The organism is Bacillus sp. SIMBA_154 (assembly GCF_046536015.1).
Classification (GTDB): Bacteria; Bacillota; Bacilli; order Bacillales; family Bacillaceae; genus Bacillus; species Bacillus pumilus_P.
Map to the genome: position 1 here is coordinate 1 of NZ_JAWJBV010000068.1, position 453 is coordinate 453.

Here is a 453-nt window from a genome sequence, read left to right on the forward strand (position 1 = left end):
CTATAAGGTGAATATGTTCGCGCTTCTCGGCAAACCGGGCTTTGAAGAGAAAAAAGCAGAGCTTGAAAAACGTCTTGAAAAATAAAAAAAAGGGCTGGCCCTCAGCATGACGGGTCAGCCTTTTTTAAACCGTGAAAGGTGTGATGATGAATTGATGCGGCTCTTATGTAAGCATGCCGTCATTTCCGTCTGTTCCGCCGCTATTGTCTATTCGGCACTAAAACTGTCTCCTGAATCCCTCTTACAAACCATCCTGTTTTTCGCTTTCCCTCTCGGCTTGTTTACGGACATGGTCCGGCTGAAACTGAAGATTGGCCGGATGCATACGCTGATCACGAAGTGCTGTCTCTATTCCGCCGTTTTCTATATTTCAACGGAAGCCGTTCTCTCCGCAATTGTGACGTATGTTCTGATTGAATGCGCCGTTACCTCTTTCCGGCGTCTGTCTGCCCC

2 protein-coding genes are annotated in these 453 nt (G+C 47.5%); both read left to right on the forward strand.

All coding sequences use genetic code 11. The features are described 5' to 3' along the window. A partial coding sequence (locus R0K30_RS21115; RefSeq protein ID WP_410612714.1) for a hypothetical protein occupies positions 1–85 on the forward strand: 85 nt, incomplete at its 5' end. A 21-nt stretch (positions 86–106) separates the two neighbouring features. After that, positions 107–453: transporter (locus R0K30_RS21120; protein WP_410612712.1), on the forward strand; the 347-nt coding region annotated here is incomplete at its 3' end.